This is a genomic window from Dyella choica (genome assembly GCF_003977665.1).
GTDB classification, from domain to species: Bacteria; Pseudomonadota; Gammaproteobacteria; order Xanthomonadales; family Rhodanobacteraceae; genus Dyella_B; species Dyella_B choica.
The window spans coordinates 114,839-132,440 of the sequence record NZ_RYYV01000005.1 but is presented as its reverse complement, the minus strand read 5'-3'; the positions used below and the strand labels follow the sequence as shown (position 1 = coordinate 132,440).

Annotated in this window: 12 protein-coding genes; 8 read left to right on the top strand and 4 right to left on the bottom strand. The window is 61.4% G+C overall.

The features are described 5' to 3' along the window. Window positions 1-33: 33 nt before the first annotated feature. The 8 genes from EKH80_RS08255 to EKH80_RS08225 all read left to right on the top strand — a co-directional run bounded on the left by EKH80_RS08255 (window position 34) and on the right by EKH80_RS08225 (window position 11,595). Window positions 34-2,586, top strand: coding sequence for a TonB-dependent receptor (locus EKH80_RS08255; RefSeq protein ID WP_126684262.1), 2,553 nt, complete (start codon window positions 34-36; stop codon window positions 2,584-2,586). Window positions 2,587-2,825: 239 nt separating this feature from the next. Next, window positions 2,826-4,088: an MFS transporter gene (locus EKH80_RS08250; RefSeq protein WP_230473501.1), complete on the top strand. Its 1,263-nt coding sequence runs from the start codon at window positions 2,826-2,828 to the stop codon at window positions 4,086-4,088. Between the two features lie 43 nt (window positions 4,089-4,131). After that, window positions 4,132-6,378, top strand: coding sequence for a glycosyl hydrolase family 95 catalytic domain-containing protein (locus EKH80_RS08245; RefSeq protein ID WP_126684261.1), 2,247 nt, complete (start codon window positions 4,132-4,134; stop codon window positions 6,376-6,378). Window positions 6,379-6,608: 230 nt separating this feature from the next. Next, entirely contained in the window at window positions 6,609-8,279 is a 1,671-nt protein-coding gene (locus EKH80_RS08240; RefSeq protein ID WP_126684260.1) for a trehalase family glycosidase, read from the top strand. A gap of 69 nt (window positions 8,280-8,348) precedes the next feature. After that, the gene (locus EKH80_RS24105; protein ID WP_230473500.1) at window positions 8,349-8,777 is read left to right on the top strand and encodes a hypothetical protein; all 429 of its coding nucleotides are present in this window, start codon (window positions 8,349-8,351) and stop codon (window positions 8,775-8,777) included. Window positions 8,778-8,788: 11 nt separating this feature from the next. Continuing rightward, complete coding sequence (locus tag EKH80_RS24100; RefSeq protein ID WP_230473499.1) at window positions 8,789-9,406, top strand: alpha/beta hydrolase fold domain-containing protein; 618 nt, start codon at window positions 8,789-8,791, stop codon at window positions 9,404-9,406. Window positions 9,407-9,485: 79 nt separating this feature from the next. Beyond that, window positions 9,486-10,925, top strand: a complete 1,440-nt coding sequence (locus EKH80_RS08230; RefSeq protein WP_126684259.1) for a sigma-54-dependent transcriptional regulator — start codon at window positions 9,486-9,488, stop codon at window positions 10,923-10,925. Between the two features lie 199 nt (window positions 10,926-11,124). Beyond that, window positions 11,125-11,595: a hypothetical protein gene (locus EKH80_RS08225; RefSeq protein WP_126684258.1), complete on the top strand. Its 471-nt coding sequence runs from the start codon at window positions 11,125-11,127 to the stop codon at window positions 11,593-11,595. 1 nt (window position 11,596) lies between these two features. On the opposite strand, the gene EKH80_RS08220 is transcribed toward EKH80_RS08225, so the two are convergent. The 4 genes from EKH80_RS08220 to EKH80_RS08205 all read right to left on the bottom strand — a co-directional run bounded on the left by EKH80_RS08220 (window position 11,597) and on the right by EKH80_RS08205 (window position 17,398). Next, on the bottom strand, window positions 11,597-13,231 hold the full coding sequence (locus tag EKH80_RS08220; protein ID WP_126684257.1) for an MASE1 domain-containing protein: 1,635 nt from the start codon (window positions 13,229-13,231) through the stop codon (window positions 11,597-11,599). A 200-nt stretch (window positions 13,232-13,431) separates the two neighbouring features. Further along, complete coding sequence (locus EKH80_RS08215; RefSeq protein ID WP_196240354.1) at window positions 13,432-15,024, bottom strand: hybrid sensor histidine kinase/response regulator; 1,593 nt, start codon at window positions 15,022-15,024, stop codon at window positions 13,432-13,434. Between the two features lie 155 nt (window positions 15,025-15,179). Continuing rightward, complete coding sequence (locus tag EKH80_RS08210) at window positions 15,180-15,626, bottom strand: response regulator (protein WP_126684256.1); 447 nt, start codon at window positions 15,624-15,626, stop codon at window positions 15,180-15,182. Window positions 15,627-15,631: 5 nt separating this feature from the next. Then, window positions 15,632-17,398: a sensor histidine kinase gene (locus EKH80_RS08205; protein WP_126684444.1), complete on the bottom strand. Its 1,767-nt coding sequence runs from the start codon at window positions 17,396-17,398 to the stop codon at window positions 15,632-15,634. Between the last annotated feature and the right edge of the window lie 204 nt (window positions 17,399-17,602).

The following is a 17,602-nucleotide window of genomic DNA, read 5'->3' as shown; positions in this document are numbered from 1 at the left end:
GAATCACAAACAAACTGTTGGGGAGAACGTTTGATGAAGACCAAGCCATTCACACGGGTAGCGTTATCGGCAGCCATTACCGCCACGCTCATATCAGGCGCCGCCTTGGCGCAGGACAACGGCCAGGCGCAAAGTTCGACGGCGACACCCACGACGACCACCGCGGCCAAGGCCAGCCCCGGCGCTCAGCAGGCCGCCAATGCCAAGAATGCGCAAACCCTGCAGGAAGTGGTGGTGACCGGCACGGCGTCAACCGCGGGCATCAAGAAGATCGACGCCAGCTATTCGATCACCTCGATGACCGCACAACAGATAAGAGAAGCCAACCCCAAGAGCGCAGCGGACCTGCTGAAGAATTCGCCCGGCGTGTACCCGGAATCCTCCGGCGGCCAGACCGGTGCCAACATCGAGGTCGCCGGTTTCCCGGGCGGTGGCGATGCACCGTATGCCACCTACCAGCTCAACGGCACACCGCTGTTTCCCCAAGCTACGCTGTCGTTCATGGAAAACTCGTCCATGTTCCGCCTGGATGACACCATTGACCGCGCCGAGATTGTGCAGGGCGGCCCGTCCGTGCTGTACGGCAACGGCCAGCCCGGCGTGACCGCCAACTTCATCTTGCGCGAAGGCACGGACGTGCCCTCCGGCGATATCGGCGTAACCTTCGGATCGGAAGGCCTGTATCGCCTCGACGGCTATCTGGGCGGCAAGCTCGCCAACAACTGGTATGCCAGCATCGGCGGTTTCTGGCGCCGTTCGGACGGCGTGCGCAATCCGCAGTTCCCGGCCGACAACGGTGGTCAGCTCACCGCCACGCTTACGCGCGATTGGGACAGCGGCTCGCTGATGTTCTATGCGCGCTGGCTGAAGGACCACAACCAGTTCGTCACCGACATGCCGCTGCTCAATGCGAGCAAGGGCAACTTTTCCAACTATCCGGGCTTCGATGCGCTTACCGGTACGTTTGGCAGCAAGGCCGACCAGCGTGAATTCATCGAAACCGTACCCTGCTCCACCCCCGGCTGCACGCCGGGCGGCCAAGACGTGAATCTGGCCAAGGGCCGTGGTGCGGATATCCACCTGTTCGGCGCCAATTTCGACTGGGATTTCGGCAACGGCTGGACCATCTCCGACAAGCTGGGCTTCACCGCCGGCCAGATGAACACCATTTCATTCTTCAGCACCGGCGCCAACCCCACGACGCTGGCCAACTACATTGCCCAGCAGGAAACCACCGATGGCCTGCCGGCCGGCCTCACCGCCACCGCCACCCTGACCAACGGCCAGGCGGCGGACATGAACCAGAATGTCACGGTGCAAGGCCTGTGGTACGTGCACAAGCGGATCAATGCCATCAGCAACGAATTTCACGTGAGCAAGGAGCTGTTCGAAGGCAATACGCTGACGCTGGGCAACTACAGCGCGGTCTATAACGACCACGACATCTGGTACCTGGGCAACAACATGCTGCTGCAGGCCATCAACAATCCAAGCCCGGTCGTGGTGTCGCTGAGCAATGGCGCCAACACCTGGAATCTCACCGATCCGCAAGGCTTCGTCAGCGCCGTTTCCACCTTCGGCCTGCGTGAGCGCTGGAACGGCTTCAACACCGCGTTCTTCGCCACCGATACCTGGAAGGTGGGCAACTGGCTGATCGACGGCGGCATCCGCGTGGAGCGCCAGCAGTCCAGTGGCGGCCTGCAGAATACGGCGAAGGGCGATCTGGATAACAATCAGTACACGCTCTACAACAACAACTCGCAATACTTCGTCCCCGGCGAGTCGTACATCCATTACCTGAAGACGCAAAGGTCCTGGACACTGGGCGCCAACTACGAGTTCAACCCGAACATGAGCGCCTACATCCGCGCGAACCTTGGCGTGCACTTCCCCGGTTTCGACGATCTGCGCGGCCTGCCCAATACGCCGGTGCAGAAGGTGAAGAACTACGAAGTCGGCTTCAAGTACCAGGCCGACTGGATTTACGCCGACGTGAGCGCCTACCGCCGTCTGTTCTACAACGTGCCGTACACCATCACGACCGATACCGGACAGCAGACCTATGTATACGGTTCGCAGACCAAGGGCGTGAACTTCACCACCACCGTCAAGCCGATCGAACATGCCGCGATCACCTTCTCCGGCGACTGGATGGACGGCCACTACTACCGTTACGTTGGCTGCCTTTCTTATCAGACGCAGAGCGGCGCCAACGCCTGCACCAGCATCAACGGCATGCAGTTGCAACGCCAGCCGAAGTTCCAGTTCCGCCTGACGCCCTCGTACACCTTGCCGACCAGTTGGGGCAGCGTCAAAGCCTGGCTCACTTATGAATACGTGGGCGACCGCTACGGCGACCTGATCCAGCAGCAGCCACTGGGCAACTACTACGACCTGGGCTTCGGCGTGCAGGCGAACGTGGGCCAGCACTGGGTGTATAGCGTGCAGGGAACCAACCTGACCAATCAGATCGGCATCACCGAAGGCAATGCCCGCCTGTTCGGCTTTGCCAGCTCCGGCGGCGTGATCCTGGCCCGCTCGATCGAAGGCCGCGAGATACAGGGTCAGATCAAATACAACTTCTGATACGCGTCCCCCCTCCTCCCTGCGGGGAGGGGGTTTTGGTGGTTAGCCGCCCTCCCCTCCCTTGGGCACCCATGGCCGGGCGTTACTCTCCGGCCATGGACTTTCCTTCCATGACACGTTGTAGAGTTCGACTGTCTGTCGCCGTCGCGGCTAGTCCAAAGGACCTTGCGCTGCTGCGGTGACTACGGCCGGTGAGGGGGTTTTATTTCGCCATGCAATGGATCACCAGGCAGGTCGCCATGAACCGATTCCGCATGATTGCCGCACTCGCCCTGATCTATATGGTGTTCGCGATCCTGCTCAACAGCGTAGGCACGGTCATTCTGCAATCGATCTCTACCTTCGGCGTCGACAAGCCGCAGGCGAGCTTGCTGGAACTGTTCAAGGACCTGCCGATCGCCGTCACGTCCTTCCTGGTCGCATCGTTCCTTCCTCTACTTGGCTATCGGCGCGCGATGATGATCGCACTCGGCATCGTTGCCGGCGCCTGTGTGCTGATGCCGCTGTATCCCGGCTTCCGCACCACCGAGCTGTTGTTCACCTGCGTGGGCGTGTCGTTCGCGTTGACCAAGGTGGCAGTGTATTCGTCCATCGGCCTGCTGACCGACAACCGCAACGAGCATGGCCGGCTCACCAATACCATCGAAGGGCTGTTCATGATCGGCGTGCTGCTCGCCGGCTGGCTGTTCAGCGCTTTCGTCGATCGCGACAGGCCGGCCAATCCATCCTGGTTGAATGTCTACTGGATACTGGCGCTGCTCTGCGTGCTGGTGATCACTCTGCTGGCCACGTCGCGGCTGGACGAGTCGGCCGCACGCACCGAAGAAACCAAGAGCATGCGCGGGTCGCTGGCGGAAATGCTTCATCTGTTCCTGCGTCCGCTAGTTTACGTGTTCCTCGCTTCCGCGTTTCTGTATGTGCTGATCGAGCAGAGCTTCAGTACCTGGCTGCCGACCTTCAACAACGAGATCCTGAAGCTGCCCAATGCGATGAGCATCCAGGTTGCGACCATCCTCGCCGGCGCTTCGGCAGTGGGCCGCATCGTCGCCGGCCAACTGCTGCGGCGCATGCAATGGTATGCGCTATTGAACATTTGCGTGCTGGGGATGGGTTTACTGGTTACCCTCACCCTGCCCCTGGCCCATGGCGTGGTAGCGCGTGCCGACGTGGGCTGGCTGAACGCACCGATCGCGGCCTACCTGATTCCCTTGATCGGCGTACTGATGGCGCCGATCTACCCGGTAATCAACTCGGTGGCGCTCAGCTCGCTGCCCAAGCCATCCCACGCGGCGATGACCGGCCTCATCGTAATCTTCTCGGCCCTCGGCGGCACGCTGGGCTCGCGCATCACGGCGATCGTGTTTTCGCGTTTCGACGGCATCCATGCGTTCTACTTCTCGCTGGTGCCGATGCTGCTGATCCTGGTCACACTGTTTTTCTTCAAGCGCGAAACCGATCGCGCCGGCAGCGCCGCGGCAAGCATCACCCTGGCCGTCAAATAGCGCTTTCCGTCAGGGGGCATCAAGAACTACCGCTGGAGTTTCCATGAGTTTTCGCCACCTGCGCCTGTCCGGTCTGCTCCTCGCCGCCATCGCGGGCGCTTCCACATCCTACGCGGCCACAGACCCGAGCTTTGTGCTTACGGCGTCCTCCGACAACTTCGGCAACTACTTCCCCGGCTACCTGGCCAACGGCTATTTCTCGACCATGACCTCGCCACGCGGCACCGAGCCCGCCCGCGCGTACATGGTCGCGTTCATGGACTACGACCAGCGGGACATTTCGCGGCCTGCAGCCATTCCGGGCTGGAGCGAGATCGACTACAACCCGGGCGGTGGCTGGATCAATGCCACGCGCCTGGACAAGAAAATCTTCGCGGGCTACGCGCAAACGCTCGACATGTACGACGGCACGCTCACGACGGGCTATCGCTTCGAGTATGCGAACAAGTCCACCGACGTGAAGGTCACCACCTTCGTCAGCCAGGCCGATACGCATCTGGCCGCCACGCGGTTCACCATCACGCCGCATTTCGACGGCAACGTGGAACTCAGCTTTCCGATCCGCCTGTGGACCGAGCATCAGCCGCGCTTTCCGATCGGCAGCATGAGCGGCGACCAGATGATCGCCGGCGTGATCGCGAGCGGCCAGAATCTCGACAACAAGCCGGTGCCGACACCCGATCGTGCCGCCGTGTGGTATCCCGGCTATACAGCCGTTCTGTCTAGCGATGGCGACACCAAGCAAATGACGTTGTGGCTCGACGGCCGCGCCAAGCAAGGCTTGAACATGGCCGAGGCGGCGGCGATCGAACTGCCGGAATCGCTGGCCATCCAGAGCGTGAAGCTCGACCAGACTTCCGAGCTGCTCTCCCTGCACATCACGGCCAAGGTCAAGCAAGGCATGACCTATACCTTCACCAAGTATCTTGCCGCCTCGCGCCAGGACTGGGGCGGCGATGCCAAGGCCGACGTCGCGCTCGCAAGCCAAGCTCGCAAGACCGGCTTCGACAGCCTGCTCGCCAGACACCAGGCAGCGTGGCATGAATTGTGGAAGTCGGACATCGTGATAGACGGCAACCCGGCCGTACAGAAAGCCGTGCACTCCGATCTGTATTACCTGCTCTCCAACAGCACCGTCGGCACCGCCTGGCCGATGGGCGCCTGCGCATTGACGCCGAACTACGCCGGCCACGCCTTCTGGGACAGCGACTCCTGGGTCTTTCCTGCGCTGCTGTTGCTGCACCCCGAGCGCGCCAAGCCGATCGTGATGTTTCGCCACCGCACCATGCAGCCCGCGCGCGAACGGGCTATCCGGTACGGCGCGAAGGGCACGATGTATCCATGGGAATCCGATCCGCAGACCGGCGTGGACAACACCCCGCACTTCGCTTATGGCGTGTACCGCGAGATCCATGTCAATGCCGATATCTCGATCGCGCAATGGCAGTACTACCTCGCCAGCGGCGATGACGCCTGGCTAAAGCAATACGGCTGGCCCGTGATCCGTGAGGTCGCCCAATTCTGGGCCAGCCGCGTCACTTACAACAAGGCAGCGGATCGCTACGAAATCATGCACGTCACTTCGCCCGACGAAGCGTACGACGACGTACCCAATGATTCCTTCACCAACGCCGCCGCGCGCAAAGCACTGCAGATCGCCATCGAAGCGGCAAAAAAAGTCGACGAGCCGGCCGATCCCGAGTGGTCGACGATCGCCGCCAAGATGTACATCCCGTTCCTCGACCAGGAACAGCGTCATCTGGATTTCGACGCATCCGTCCCGCATGACAAGATCACCTGGATGGGCTCGTCGCTGGCCTGGCTGATGTACCCGAACCTCGATTTGCCGATGTCGCAGACCGTGCGCCGCCATGATTTCGAGTTCCAACTGCACGAACTGAAGGTACACGGCGACGATCCGAACGAGATGATGATGGTGATGCTTGCCGTTGGCGCTTCCGAGCTTGGCGATGCAAGATCCGCGGGTGACTGGATCGAGCGCAATCGGGTCGGCTTCCTGAAGCCGCCGTTCAACGTGCGCACCGAAACCGTGGCAAACAACGCAGGCTACATCCTCGCCACCTCGGCGGGCTTCCTGCAAAGCATGATCTACGGACTCACCGGGCTGCGCATCGATGACAAGGGCTTGGATGCCGCCTACTCGCCAACCCTGCCGCCGGACTGGAATTCGCTGACGCTCAAGCGCGTGAGTTTTCAGGGCAAGCAGTACGACATAACGGTGAAGCGGGACGTACAAGGGAAAGCCACATTGGTGCGCAAGGCTTTATAACGGCGCCCGCCTATGCCAACGAACCTCGATCTTGCAGTACCGTCATTCCGGCGAAGGCCGGAATCCAGTTTAAATACGTGGTGCGAAGCACTCAACCTAAGAGGTGTTGTGTCCTTCGGACGCATATTGAGACTGGATTCCGGCCTTCGCCGGAATGACCATGAGACTCGGAAAGGCTCCTGGCGGGCTGGATTACCCCCCACGTCGATCGTATTGGATAGGGAATACACATGAAAAACTCCTACCGCCGCAACTTCATCAAGTGCGGAATTTTCGCGCTGCTGCTGTCCTCGGCGCTGGTCGCGACCGCCTCCGCCGCCCAGCCCGACCCGGCCAAGACTCGCGCCTACATCGACAAAGCCTGGGGCACGCTTACGCGCTCCCAGGACGAGTGCAAATCGCTGCTCGATCCGAAGATAAGAGCCCGTCCGGTACTCTACGTCCCGGCGAAATTCACCGCACCACAAGATCTTTTGCAAGCCCAGAGGCGCTGCAATATCGACGTGCACACCCTGCCGCGCAGTATCGAGCAGCTAGGTGACATCGACGCGACCAAGCTGCCCGTGCAGGGCCTGCTCTATCTACCGCATCCCTACGTGGTACCTGGCGGCTTCTTCAACGAGATGTACGGTTGGGACAGCTACTTCATCCTGCTGGGCCTGGTGGCCGACCATCGCAACGAACTGGCCCGCAATATGGTCGACAACGCGCTGTTCGAGGTGCAGTACTACGGCGGCGTATTGAACGCGAACCGCAGCTATTACCTCAGTCGTTCGCAACCGCCGTTCCTGACCCAAATGATGGTGTCGGTGCTCAATGATCCAGCCAGCTTCCCCGGTACCGGCGAGAAACGCGCGTGGCTGGAAAAAGCCTATCCGTTGGCGGTGCGCAATCATGACATCTGGACACGGCCGGAGCATCTGGCCGGCAACACCGGCCTGGCTCGCTACTACGACTTCGGCAGCGGGCCGGTACTGGAAGCCCAGGACAGCGAATTCTACAACGGCGTGATCAAGTGGCTGATTGCGCACCCCACCGATAACCCGGGCTATCTGATCAAGGCTAGCCGGCATCCGGATGCCGCCGAGGCCGAACGCCTGAAAACCGAAAGCTGCGACGTGCTCGCCTCCAAGGTCTGCGCCGGCAATTGGCTGGGCGGCTATCGCCTGACAGCCGACTACTACCACGGTGATCGGGCGATGCGCGAATCCGGCTTCGATACCAATTTCCACTACGGTCCGTTCGGAGGCTCCACCCATCACTACGCCGACGTGAGCTTGAACAGCCTGCTCTATCGCTATGAGATGGACCTGCACGATTTTGCGCAGCAGCTCGGCAAGGCCGATGACGCGAAGCGCTGGGCACAAGCTGCCGCCGAGCGCAAGCAAGCGATCGACAAATACCTGTGGCGCCCGGAGTTCGGCATGTATCGCGATTACGACTTCATTGCGGGCAAGCCGTCCGATGCGCCTTATCTCACCACCTTCTACCCGCTGTGGGCCGGCGCGGCCTCGCCGCAGCAGGGCGCCGCCGTTCGCGGCAAGCTTTCCACCTTCGAATTGCCCGGCGGCCTGGCGATGGACCAACGGCCCAGCGGCGCGCAATGGAATGCGCCCTTCGGCTGGGCGCCGACCAACTGGCTCGCCGTGGCTGGCCTGGATGCCTACGGCTTCCATGACGACGCGCACCGCATCGCCGCCAAGTTCAGCGCCACCATCGACCGCAGCCTGGCGGCCGACGGCACCATCCGCGAGAAATACAACATGGCCAGTGGCAACGCGGATGTGAAGGTCAGTACTGGCTACACCACCAACGTGATCGGCTTTGGCTGGACCAACGGGGTGTACCTCATGATGAAAGATATCTTGACCGGCACGAAGACCAAGGCTGCCGTGCCGTAATTTCCCGCACGCGTTCATCACGAGGTTGGAGTCCGTTTCCAACCTTCGCCACGCTTATCGGAGGAGATTATGGGCGTATCGCGCCAATTATGGCTTGCAGCGGCCACTCTGCTTGGCGCGGCAGCTTCCGCGCAAGGCGCTTCACCTAGCGTCAAGTCTGACGGCAGCGTCACCTCTCCCGCCTTCAGCATCCCCTACTCGGCCTTCGCGTCGCCGGAGGCGCGCGCCTTCTTTCCAAAGCTGATGAACGGTCCGGCGCCGCCGTCGATCGAGGGACCGATCGAGCCTAGCCGCGCTTTTTATGACCGCTTGAACAGCAACCGCGCCGCACGCTTGGAGAAGATGTTTGCCGTGAAGATCCACAGCGAAACGATCGCCGGCGTGGGCACGGACGTGGTGATGCCTGCACAAGGCGTCTCCAAGGAGAACGAGCACCGGGTGCTGGTCAATCTGCACGGCGCGCGTTCCTGTGGGGCGCCCACAGCGGCGGCCTGGTAGAGGCCATTCCAGTGGCGGGCATCGGCCGCATCAAGGTGATCACCGTCGACTACCGGCAAGGCCCCGAGCATACCTTCCCTGCCGCCAGCGAGGACGTCGAGGCGGTCTATCGCGCGTTGCTCAAGCAATACAAACCCAGGCAGATCGGCATTTATGGCTGCTCCGCCGGCGGCGTCCTTACCGCCGAATCGGTGGCCCGGCTGATCACCGACAAAGTGCCGGTGCCCGCGGCGATCGGCACGTTCTGCGCTTCGGCCCTGGATATCGATGGCGACTCGTCCCTGATGGGTCCGTTGCTGAACGGCCAGGGCGTGCCGGCGCATCGCCTGATGCTTACCGACCTGCCCTATTTCCGCGGTGCCAACCCTCGCGATCCGCTAGTGCAGCCAGGCTTGTCACCGGTCCCGCTGGCCAGGTTCCCCCCCACGCTGCTGATTACCGGCACCCGCGAAATGGCGATGAGTTCAGTGCTGGCCAGCCAGCAATTGCTCGACAAGGCGGGGGCGAAAACTGAACTTCACGTATGGGAAGGCATGTGGCACTCGTTCTTCTCGGATCCGGAGCTGCCCGAATCCCAGGACGCCTACCGCGTGATGGTAAGGTTCTTCCTCGCGCACCTCAGCCATTGATGGATACGAACACGCCGCGCTTTGCGAATGCGGGTGCGGCGAGTATCCTGAATGGAAACCCAGCCTTCGCCCCCGGAACATGAGCCAACAGACCGTCCTGGTCATCGACGACGAACGCGACATTCGCGAGCTGCTGACGATCACGCTCGGCCGCATGGACCTGAAGGTCGATGCCGTCGGTACGGTCGCGGAGGCGCGTCAGGCGCTGTCCGAGCGTAGCTACGACCTGTGTTTCACTGACATGCGCCTGCCGGACGGCAGCGGCCAGGAAATCATCGAACTGATTGCGGCCGAGCATGACGAAACCCCGGTGGCGATGATCACCGCCTACGGCAACGTGGATGCCGCCGTCACGGCGCTGAAGGCCGGCGCCTTCGACTTCGTATCCAAGCCGGTGGACATCCAGATGCTGCGCCGGCTGGTGCGCACCGCATTGAAGCTGGCGGAAGAAAAACGCACCGGCGGCGGCGCCAGTCCGGCCGCGTCCAGTTCGAGCGAACGGCTGATCGGCGACTCGTCCGCCATGCAGCAGGTACGCAACACCATCACCAAGCTGGCCCGCAACCAGGCCCCCGTCTACATCGCCGGCGAATCGGGCGTGGGCAAGGAACTGGTGGCGCGGCTGATTCACGAACAAGGTCCGCGCGCCAGCGGGCCGTTCGTGCCGGTCAACTGCGGCGCGATTCCTTCGGAGCTGATGGAAAGCGAGTTCTTCGGCCACCGCAAGGGCAGCTTCACCGGCGCCGTCGCCGACAAGGAAGGCTTGTTCCAGGCCGCGCACGGCGGCACGTTGTTTCTCGACGAAGTGGCCGAGCTACCCTTGCACATGCAGGTGAAGCTGCTGCGCGCGATCCAGGAGAAAGCCGTGCGCCCAATCGGCGCGCGGGAAGAAATCGCGGTGGACGTGCGCATTCTTTCCGCCACGCACAAGAACCTTGCCGCGTTGGTGGAGCAAGGCCAGTTCCGCCAGGACCTGTTCTATCGCATCAACGTGATCGAACTGCGCGTTCCGCCCCTGCGCGAGCGCCGCGGCGACGTGCCGTTGCTGGCCGACTTCGTGCTGCGCCAGCTGGCCGCGAAGAGCGGCGGAGGCACCCCTGTACGCCTGCTGCCGGAAGCGCGTCAGGCGCTGGAGGACTACGACTTCCCCGGCAACGTACGCGAACTGGAGAACATCCTCGAACGCTCCGTAGCCATGTGCGATGGCGACCGCATCGAGCCCAGCGATCTGATGCTGCCGCAGCGGCCCACGCGCCAGGGCGCGGAAGCAGCAGTTTCCGCGCACAGCGCCCATCACGCGCAACCTGCCTACGCAGCAGCGCATTCTCCCTCTGCCACGCCAGCTGTCCAAACGCCTTCCAGCGAACTGCCGCTGGACGACTACATCAGCAACCTCGAACGCAGCGCGATCATGAAGGCGCTCGAAGAGTCGCGCTACAACAAGACCGCGGCGGCGCGGAAGCTGGGCATTACGTTCCGGGCATTGCGCTACAAGTTGAAGAAGCTGGGCATCGATTGATGCCTGCTGCCGGCGTAGGCCGGGATTTCATCTCAGCCTACGCCCTTGAAGAAGCTTGCGATTGACATGCCCATCCGAACGGCTTTCCCAGACGGGTCGATGGATGCGACTTGCAGTGAGACCTTCATGCAGGTTTACATGCTTGATTTGATACATTCGGGCTTCCGGTAGGGCAGCTACCATCACCCAGGGAAAAACCATGGCCCGCACACAGCGCAAGCTCATTGGGAAAGCCATATCAACCAGCCTGATCGCTTTTGCCGTGGCGTCTATCGCCAACGCGCAGACAGATGCGCCTGCCACCGACACCAAGCCAGAGCTGGGGCAGCCTTGGCCGGAACATGCCCGCAACGTAAGCAGGAGCCCGGACTGGGACGTTTATGAGTTCCGCCTGCACGGCATCAAATATCTGCAGTTCACCCGCAACGGCACTATCCATGCAGTCATCGGCTTGGTCGACGGGGTCACGTTCGTCGTGCCAATGGGCGTGGATGCGCAGAATGTCACGGAAACGACGGCGCCCGCGCCATCGGCGGCACAAGTGGTCTACCGTGATGCGAGTACAACGGTAACGGCATCCACGCAGAGCAACGGCGCCACAGCGTTCTTAGTTCAATTTTGCCCACAAACTGGCTGCAGTGGCCCTGGTTTCACGTCGCAAACCCCTTAGCTCAATGTACCCATAGACGCATGGAGGCTGCATCATCAGTGCTCGCCTTCCGTGCGTCGTGCAACAGCACGGTCAAACGCACACGCTCTGGCCTGCAGCAATAGTGCAACTCACCGTCAAATATACGTACCTGTTCCCGCAACCGATGGCGGTCCATACCACTAGCCCCGAGCTTGGTGGCCAGGCTTCTGCGATCTACCACGTTATGAATGGCGCGTGCCACTTTTGCATCGTCCATCGCCCCCTCCACGCGCAACACCAGCCAGCGCATGCGATGGGTTTCACCTCCGCGCAACGTAAGGCGGACACTGGAACATGCTAGGCGTCCACTGACATGCACCACAGCCTCGCAGGCAACGCGATAAGCAGCAGCGAGCAATGCGGGGTGCATGCGTGTAAACCCCCGACCCGTGATTTCGCAACGGTAGCTGATACCCGCCTCATCGAGGACACGCCCAATCGACTCCTGCAGCGCAGCCGGCAAGCCACGCTCTCGCCACGCGGCTGGGTGCAAGCTTTCGGCTAGCTGCTGCACCTCCAGGTGCGCAGCCATAGCCTGCTGATAGTAGATTTCGTTCTCGATGTGGGGATGAAAACGATGCATCTGCCGCAATAGACGACTGATCGAGAGATGAAGCCGCCCGGCAGTGATGTCCAGCGCGTGAGCGGTCTGTCGAAGGCGTTGTTCGCCTTGTTGGTAACTCTGCCTCGCCAGTAACCGGTCATCGTTCCCATACCGTCCTAGCTGCACCTGCTCCGTGATGCGCGCTCCCACGACAAACAGAGCGGTGATTGTAAGAGCGAGGAACACCTCAGTCTGGACGACCAGCACGTTCGCCTGGAGCATCTCGCTGGGCAATACGCAGGCTGCACACACAAGAGTGAAAGTGCTTCCCAAGGCAGCTCCTCGCCAACCATGCCGCAGGCTAAGCCACGTGACCGGTAGGAACATTGCCATCAACATATACTGCGCATAGCTGGTACTTGAGCGGTAACTTGAAAAGGCTAGCAACACCGTTACTGGAAGTAGAACCGCTACACCTTCAAGCAACAGGCGACTACGCAGCGCACGCAGGAACTTGTCATGCCACCGGCCCGCACGCAGCTCAAATCGCGCGATCAATGGCCATGGCACGATGGCAAGCATGGCGAAGTAAATGCCTATGAAATAACAAACAGCAACTACGGGCGTAAGTGGCAAAGTATCAGGTTGCATGTGCGCCAACACCATCGCCACACTGCCGTACACAGTCAACACAAGCGAACATGCTATGACGCAAATTAGAAGCGTCTTGACGTTAATCAAACGCCTGCTTGGAAAGAGCGCCAGGCGTGCACGGCAGAACCACACGATCGGCATCATGAAGGCGAGCGGCGGATTAGCTCGAAACACTACCCACAACGCACCGAATTGATCCAGGCACGGATAGACGGCCAGGAAATTGGGTACGAACTCGCCGACGAGCAATGCGGGCCAGTAGCGATAGGGTAAAAACAGCAACCACAACAATCTCAGCGCTGAGCCCAGGCCGAATTGCGGAGGAGAGAGTGGATGTGCCGCCTCATAGGCAAGCACGAATCCGAGCGCGACAGCAATCTGCTTCAACCCTTCGATACGCCACGATCCCTTCTCCATGCGCCCTACCCTTGCCGTCAGAAGTGATGCTTCTCGTTTCCTCGATGTGGCCTGACCGATCGGGCCATCCCACAATCTTTGTATGTTAAACGTGAAAGCGCTGTGTAACCGGAACTCGGACAAGTCCTACTAACGCTGAAATCGCCGTTCCGTTCTAGCAAGATCTGACCTTCCGTTGACTTCCGAAAGGGGTGAGGCCACTAATGCCGCGTTTTCCCCTTACCGCCCTCGCGCAGGCTATCTCGCACCGCATGCAACAGCGCCCGCGTCCCCACCGGCTTGTTCAAGCGCTTTACCCGGTTGCCGTCCGGCATATGCAGTTTCGCCGTATCCGGCGGATCATCTGCACGGCATAGCACCAGCACGCCGCGGTGGTAACCATATTGGCTCAATGCCGCCAATGTACGCTCGCTGGTGAACAGGCTCATGTCGCCGTCCATCACCACCAGGTCGGGCAAGCCGCAGGCTTCGATCCACTGCAGCGCCGCGGTACCGCTCTGGCTGCCGTGAACTTCATAGCCCCAGGCATCGAGCGTATCGCTCAGCAGCGTGAGCTGGCCGGCTTCTTCCACCACCAGCAGCACGTGCTCGGCGTTGCCGTGCAGGGCGGCATCATTTTCAATCAGGCCAAGGTCGGCGACCTCGTTGACCGCACGCACCAACGGTATGTATAGATCGAAACAGCTGCCTTCACCGACGATGCTGTCCATACGCATGACGCCGCCGTGGCTGTACACGATACGGCGGCATGAGTGCAATCCAATGCCGGTGCCGCCTTCCTTGGTGGTGAAGAACGGTTCGAACAGCCGCATGCGTACATCTTCGGTCATGCCCATGCCGGTATCGCTCACCGAGAAGCGCACGAAATCGCCAGGTTGCGCCTCCTCGTGTTCCAGGAAAAAGCGCGCATCCAACTTTACCCTGCCGGTGGTCACGCGCAGCACGCCACCCTGGGGCATCGCCTGCATCGCATTGAGGCAAAGGTTGAGCAAGCACTGCTGCAACTCGGTGTGGTTGCCTTCGAAGGTGAGCTGCGGATCGGTCACTTCGATGTCCAGCGTTATCGTGCGCGGCACGCTGCCCTGCAACAACAGAGACAGCGCTTCGATCAGTGCCTGCACCTTCACCTGCTCGGCGCGGCGCGCTCCACGCGCAAACGACAGCATGGACTGCACCATTTCCAGTCCGCGCCGACCACAGTCGCGCACCAGTGCACCAAGCCGTGCCAAACGCGGATCATCCTGGTAATCCTGCAGGCTTTCGCCGGCCAACAGCAGCGGCTGCAGCAGATTGCGCAAATCATGACTCAAGCCGCCAGCCAGCATGGCCAGGCTTTCAAAACGCTGGATGCGGATCAGCTCCGCCTCCGCGCGGGCACGCGCCCGTTGTTCGTCTGCCTCGCGCAGGGCTCGACGCACGGCGCTGGCCAGCCGCGCCGGATTCTGCTTGAGGATGTAATCGGTGGCACCTTCACGCAGCGCCGCGATAGCTGCTTCCTCACCCAGCGTGGCCGACACGTAAATGAACGGAATGTCCTCGCTGTGTTCGCGCAACAACTCCAGCGCGCGCTGTCCCGAGAAGCCAGGCATGCTCAGATCGGAGAGCACGATATGCGGCTTGAAAGATTTCAGCGTCTCCACGTACGACGGTTCATCGTCGACCAGGCGCACCTCGTAGTCGATACCGTCGGCCTGCAGTTCGGTCAGCATCAGTTCCGCGTCGAGCGGGCTGTCCTCGACCTGCAGCACCCGGATCCGGGGCAACGAACGTTGTTGACTGGGTTTGTCCGGCATTCGAAAGGCTTTCCAAGTGACCCGATCATCATATTTCAATCGGGAGGGTGGTAAACCGCAAACAGTACGTAGGCTGGAATGGCAATCCCAGCATCGGGACGTGGCATGCATGACCATGCTGGGATGGTCATCCCAGCCTACGCCTCAGAGCCCCCTTACCCTGGCTCCGGCGCCTGATTCAGCACCGCCCAGAACTGGCCGAGCGTACGTACCGCCAGGAAAAACTGCTGTACGTCCACCGGCTTGATGACGTAAGCGTTTACTCCGAGATCCCAGCTGCGCGCCAGATCGCTCTCCTCGCGCGACGAGGACAGGATCACCACCGGAATATGGCGGAAACGTTCGTCCGCACGCATCTGCGTGAGCACGTCCAGTCCGTTCAAGCGCGGCATCTTGATATCCAGCAGCATGACGACCGGCTCCTCCTCTTCCCGGCCCGCGAAGCCACCGCGCGCGTACAACCAGTCGAGGCAATCCACGCCATCCTCCAGATGTATCACCGGATTGGCCAGGTGGGCCTGGCGCAACGCGTCCAGCGTCATCTCGGCGTCGACCGGACTGTCTTCAACCAGCAGAATGGGGCGCAGGGCGGGGGGCTTCATGGAGATCAGACGCTCCCTGCGGGTGGCGGTTCGATGGCCGATAACGTGAAATGAAAGCGAGCGCCTTGTCCCGGTTCGCCTTCAGCCCAGACCCGCCCCCCATGACGCATCACGATGCGTCGCACGTTGGCCAGGCCGATGCCGTTGCCGGGGAATTCGCTGGCCTTATGCAGCCGCTGAAATACACCGAAGAGCTTGTCGACGTAGCGCATATCGAAGCCGGCGCCGTCATCGGCGACGGTGAATTCGTGATCACCGCTGTCCTCGTGCCGCACGGAAATGTCGATATGCGCGATCTCACGCTGGCCGGTGTACTTCACCGCATTGCCGATCAGGTTCTGCCAGACCGTGCGCAGCATGTTTTCGTCGCCAACCACCGTTGGCAACGGATCGGTTCGCCAGACGATGCTACGCCCGGGCACTTCCGACTCGGCCAGAGTGCAGGTTTCCTCCACCAGTGCCTGCATGTCCACCGCCTGCAGGCGCAACGCGCCACGGCCCAGGCGCGAGAACACCAGCAGGTCTTCGATCAGCTGCGCCATTCGGTGCGAGGCATCACGCACCACCCCTAGGTAATGCCGGCTGGTGGTGTCGGCCTGTTCGCCCAGATGATCTTCCAGTTTCTGCGCGAACGCCGTGATATGCCGCAGCGGCGCGCGCAGATCATGGGACACGGAATAGCTGAACGCCTCCAGCTCGCGGTTGACGTCGGAAATCTGCGCCACCTTGTTTTCCAACTGGTGGTTGAGTTCCTTCACTTGCTGCTCGACCAGCGCACGCGCCGTGACATCGCTGACCGTCAATAGCAGGACTGGACTATCGCTGTCCTGCTGCTGCAGACGGCGCGCGTTGATCACCACGTGCCGCTCGACACCGTCGATGGTGCGCTGGGTGAGCTCGAAATCCCACAGCTCGCGATCGCGCAGCAGCACGTCGCGCAGGCGTTGCAGCAGCACTTCGTCGGCCCAGGCGCCCTGGCCGATGTTTTCCAGGTATTCCGCACGGCTTTCCTCGGATACGCCGTACAGCTCGCTGAAGGCCGCATTCACCAACAAACTGCGCAGGTTATGGTCGAGCAGCGCGATCGGTTCGCGCACGGCCTGCAGGATCATCTGGGAACGCTGTACGGCCTGACGTTCGCGCACCTCGGCCCGCAAGCGCCGGCCAATCTGCCGCTCGGAGACGACCACCACGATCATCAGCATCAGCAACTGCGCCGCAGACGTAAGGGTAAGCACCAGGCGGCTGTCGTCCGATTGCTTACGAGCTGCTTCGCGGCGTTGCTGCAGGGCCAGTGACGCACCGGCGACCACCTTATTGGCTACCTCGTCGACGTGGAACAGAGCATCTGCGTCCTTGAGTGCCTGTTCCGCACCGGCACGATCGTTGTGCTGGAAACGCTGCAGCGCTTGATGCATCAGCGCCAGACGGCCGTTCTCCGCCACACTCAGCTGCTCGACCAGGTGTTGCTGCGTGGGATTGTCGGCAGTGATGCGGCGCAGTTCGTCCAGCAGGCCGGGAATCTCGCTTTCGGCACCCGCCGCCACCGACTCCGCGTGACTGGACGGATCATCCGCCAGCAAATGCTGGATCGCCGATTCGGCTGCGTAGGTCTGGCCGCCGATTCGGTAGACCAGCGCCTGGACTTCCGCGGAACGGGTCACCCGTTCGCCAGCCTGGAAGGATTCCTTGGAGCTGCCGCGCATGATCATGTACGGCAGGGCGACGATCACCAGCACCGCAAGCAACAGGCCGCCGGTGCGCCAGGGCATCGCCACTTGTCGCACTCCCCTTGCAATCATCGGCTGCCCTTGGTCCATCGTTTCGGCATGATGCATGCATTCTGCGCATGTTTTACGGTCACTGACTAGTGCGACGGCCCATCACTTGCGTAAAGCCGCTGTTCGCGCCGCCAACGATGCCCGTCCTGGACAAAAGGGCAACCGTTATCAAGGAATCAGACGGAAAAATCCGCG

Excerpts from the sequence above, each read along its gene's own strand:
- EKH80_RS08255 (WP_126684262.1), top strand. The coding sequence starts at position 34 with ATGAAGACCAAGCCATTCACACGGGTAGCGTTATCGGCAGCCATTACC.
- EKH80_RS08250 (WP_230473501.1), top strand. The coding sequence starts at position 2,826 with ATGAACCGATTCCGCATGATTGCCGCACTCGCCCTGATCTATATGGTG.
- EKH80_RS08245 (WP_126684261.1), top strand. The coding sequence starts at position 4,132 with ATGAGTTTTCGCCACCTGCGCCTGTCCGGTCTGCTCCTCGCCGCCATC.
- EKH80_RS08240 (WP_126684260.1), top strand. The coding sequence starts at position 6,609 with ATGAAAAACTCCTACCGCCGCAACTTCATCAAGTGCGGAATTTTCGCG.
- EKH80_RS24105 (WP_230473500.1), top strand. The coding sequence starts at position 8,349 with ATGGGCGTATCGCGCCAATTATGGCTTGCAGCGGCCACTCTGCTTGGC.
- EKH80_RS08230 (WP_126684259.1), top strand. The coding sequence starts at position 9,486 with ATGAGCCAACAGACCGTCCTGGTCATCGACGACGAACGCGACATTCGC.
- EKH80_RS08225 (WP_126684258.1), top strand. The coding sequence starts at position 11,125 with ATGGCCCGCACACAGCGCAAGCTCATTGGGAAAGCCATATCAACCAGC.
- EKH80_RS08220 (WP_126684257.1), bottom strand. The coding sequence starts at position 13,231 with ATGGAGAAGGGATCGTGGCGTATCGAAGGGTTGAAGCAGATTGCTGTC.
- EKH80_RS08215 (WP_196240354.1), bottom strand. The coding sequence starts at position 15,024 with ATGCCGGACAAACCCAGTCAACAACGTTCGTTGCCCCGGATCCGGGTG.
- EKH80_RS08210 (WP_126684256.1), bottom strand. The coding sequence starts at position 15,626 with ATGAAGCCCCCCGCCCTGCGCCCCATTCTGCTGGTTGAAGACAGTCCG.
- EKH80_RS08205 (WP_126684444.1), bottom strand. The coding sequence starts at position 17,398 with ATGCCCTGGCGCACCGGCGGCCTGTTGCTTGCGGTGCTGGTGATCGTC.